The sequence below is a fragment of the Allorhizocola rhizosphaerae genome, assembly GCF_003426775.1.
GTDB classification, from domain to species: Bacteria; Actinomycetota; Actinomycetes; order Mycobacteriales; family Micromonosporaceae; genus Allorhizocola; species Allorhizocola rhizosphaerae.
Genome location: NZ_QJUG01000419.1, coordinates 1 through 2,971, shown reverse-complemented (window position 1 = coordinate 2,971; position 2,971 = coordinate 1). Strand labels below are relative to the sequence as shown.

Genomic DNA, 2,971 nt, shown 5'->3' with positions numbered 1-2,971 from the left:
GGACCTCGCGTCCGGCGGCGGGTCGGTGTTGGGCACCCGCTACTACGCCGGTATCGCCGTACGCGACCCCACCGGCCTGAAATGGATCTGCACCAACCACCAAAAAACCAGCGTCGCCCAAATCGACGCCGTCACCCTGTCCGCCACCCGGCGGCGGATGCTCCCCTACGGCGAGGACCGCGGCACCCCACCCACAGGATGGATGGGCACCAAAGGCTACGTCGGCGGCACCAAAGACACCACCGGCTACACCCACCTCGGCGCCCGCGAATACGACCCCACGTTGGGCCGGTTCATCTCCGTCGACCCGCTCATGGACCTCACCGACCCACAACAATGGCACGCCTACACGTACGCTAACGGCAACCCGACCACGTTCTCCGACCCGTCGGGGTTGATGAAAAAGGAGCCGGGCGACCGCAATAGCCCCACTGCCCCCATCAACCCCGGTCCTGGTGAACCCGGAGGCCCCAAGGTCCCAGGGGGCGGAGGCGGCACGCCAAAACCGACTAAGCCGGGCAACTGCCCTCCGTACCTTGTCAATCCGAACTGTGGCAGTGGCGGCATCGTCCGCGCTGTAGCGGAGGGCACGACAGCGTGCGACATCTACTTCAACGCACCCGTTTGCGCCGATGCGACAGCCATCCAAAATGCCGCAAACGCCCAACAGGCGCAACAGCTTCTCGTTTCTATTCAGCTCTTTCTTGCCTTCGCCGGGATGGTGCCTGGTGTCGGCGAGATCGCCGATGGAGTCGACGTTATCATTGCACTGTCTGTAGGTGACACTGCCGGGGCGTTGATGTCGCTCGGAGCCATGATTCCTTTTATCGGCTGGGCCGCAGGCGTGGGGCGCATCGGTGACCTGGGTACCGACCTCTATCGAGCATGTAACAGTTTCGATCCAGAAACCGAGATACTGCTCGCAGAGGGCGGCACTAAGAAGATCAAGGACGTCCAGGTCGGCGACGAAGTTCTCGCGACAGACCCAGAGACTGGTGAAACAAAGCCAAAAGCGGTGACCCAGCTCCACGTCAACCAGGACAAACAGCTCACACTGGTTACTGTCGTCGACGAGGATGGCAATCAGTACGTCATCGATACGACGTGGGAGCACCCTTTCTGGACAAAGACTCGTCGCACATGGACCCCAGCAGCAGGTCTCAGCTCGAATGAACACCTGCTCACCGCCGACGGCAAACAGCTCACGGTCGCGAAGGTGATTAACTACCTCGGATCGAAGATCATGCACAACCTCACCGTCGCCGACATTCACACCTACTACGTCCTCGCCGGGAATACTCCTGTGCTGGTACACAACACTGGTCCGGGCGGATGTGGCCCGACAGCTCGATTTGTGACCGACGCAAACGGTGTGACAATTGACCTCCAACCGTTGGGCCGAGGATCAACTGGAAGAACGACGGCAAACAATCTGAATGAGCAACTCGCGATGCATTCTGTAATGTCGAATCCAATGGGTGGCACGATCGTTCCCCTCAAGAAAGGCATGACCGATCCGCGTTGGATGGGTACCGACGGATGGGTCAAGATGACGCAGCGAGTAAACGGTATCGAAATTCACTACGTCATGAACCGAACCACCGGCCAAGTCGACGATTACAAGTTTGTGGGCTGACATGGAAGTTACATGTACCGCTGGAAGCGCTAGGCATCTACCTGCGAATACTGCCGCGTACAACACTGAGGCGGACCTGCATGTCACTGTTGGCGCTCGATACCAGGTGGCTGCGATGTCGCTTTACGCTGGCGCACTTATGGTCCTAATCCTCGATGACACTCGGCTCCCGTATTGGTATCCGATCCAGCTATTCGAGGTTGCTGATCCGGCTCTTCCCAACGAGTGGCTGTTCGCGGATTACGGCAATTCCGAACACCTGCAAGCCATATGGGGTTACGAAGAATTGATTCGCGAGGAATCGCATTACGATGCGCTATTAGAACGCGATGCGGATGCACTGAGGATCTTCATGGAAAGGTCCCAGCAATCGTCATGATCCAGCGGAGTGGTCCCATTACCGTGCGTATTGGTACCACTCCGTTGTGCGCTGATGGTCGTGGTTGTCCGCCCCGGTTGCTGTCACGGTTGCTGTCAAGCACTGAGTACGTATGCGAATTGATGGATGCCAACTGTCCGATCACGACGGTCGGCAGGGTTGGCCGGTGGCACGTCGCGTAGCGCGTGGCGTCGATCCCCGGAAGCACTGTCCGGCTTGACCCATGAGGGGATCGTCAACGGCCTGGTGTGGCCGGGTTGATGCTGCTTTGCCAGGTTCAGGCTGACTTGTTGCGTGGGTGCGTGCGCGCGAGCCACAGCAATGGCACGGCTACGTCTACGCCAACAACAATCCGGTCACCTTCGACGATCCGGATGGCAAAAAATGCAGATGTGGAGGAGCTAGGTTCGGTACAGGCGGTGCCCGCGGAGGTCCAGCAGGCAGAGCCGGTGGGATCGCCGAGTATCACATCGTAAGCTGGGGAAATGCCGGACCAGCTGGCGTTGCTGGCGGTCTTACAAAGACACGTGGAGTTGGCCTCTTCGCTCGCATCAAAGACGCTGTAAAGAACGCTATCGCCTCGTCAGTCGCTAAAGCGCGGGGCGTCTCACGGATTGCTAAGGTCGAGAACCAGCTGGGCCGGGGCCAACGCACCATCACTCAGCCCAAACCCACCCAGCCGAAACCACCCGGGCCAAACCAGCCCACCAAGCCCGGTACGAAGACGGGAAGCGGCTCTACTAACAAAGGTGTTGGTGGCGGCTCTGGCCCGTGGACTGAAGGTCTAAACATTCGACCTGGTGGAGCTGTCAAACTGTCAAGCCCCGGGTTTGATGGAGAGTGGATTATCTGGTTTCCAGGGCTGCGGTGACCGGGTGGGTCATCGCGTGTAGGGCTTCGTGCTCGGCGGGTGGGATGTGCCCGAGTTCGCCGTGCAGACGCCGGTTGTTGTACCA

2 protein-coding genes are annotated in these 2,971 nt (G+C 59.4%); both read left to right on the top strand.

Annotated features, from left to right (window positions below; translation table 11 throughout):
- A partial coding sequence (locus DM816_RS41225) for a polymorphic toxin-type HINT domain-containing protein (RefSeq protein ID WP_281274414.1) occupies positions 1–1,636 on the top strand: 1,636 nt, incomplete at its 5' end.
- Between the two features lie 115 nt (positions 1,637–1,751).
- Positions 1,752–2,015, top strand: coding sequence for a GNAT family acetyltransferase (locus DM816_RS41220; RefSeq protein WP_117215857.1), 264 nt, complete (start codon positions 1,752–1,754; stop codon positions 2,013–2,015).
- Positions 2,016–2,971 lie beyond the last annotated feature (956 nt).

Excerpts from the sequence above, each read along its gene's own strand:
- DM816_RS41220 (WP_117215857.1), top strand. The coding sequence starts at position 1,752 with ATGTCGCTTTACGCTGGCGCACTTATGGTCCTAATCCTCGATGACACT.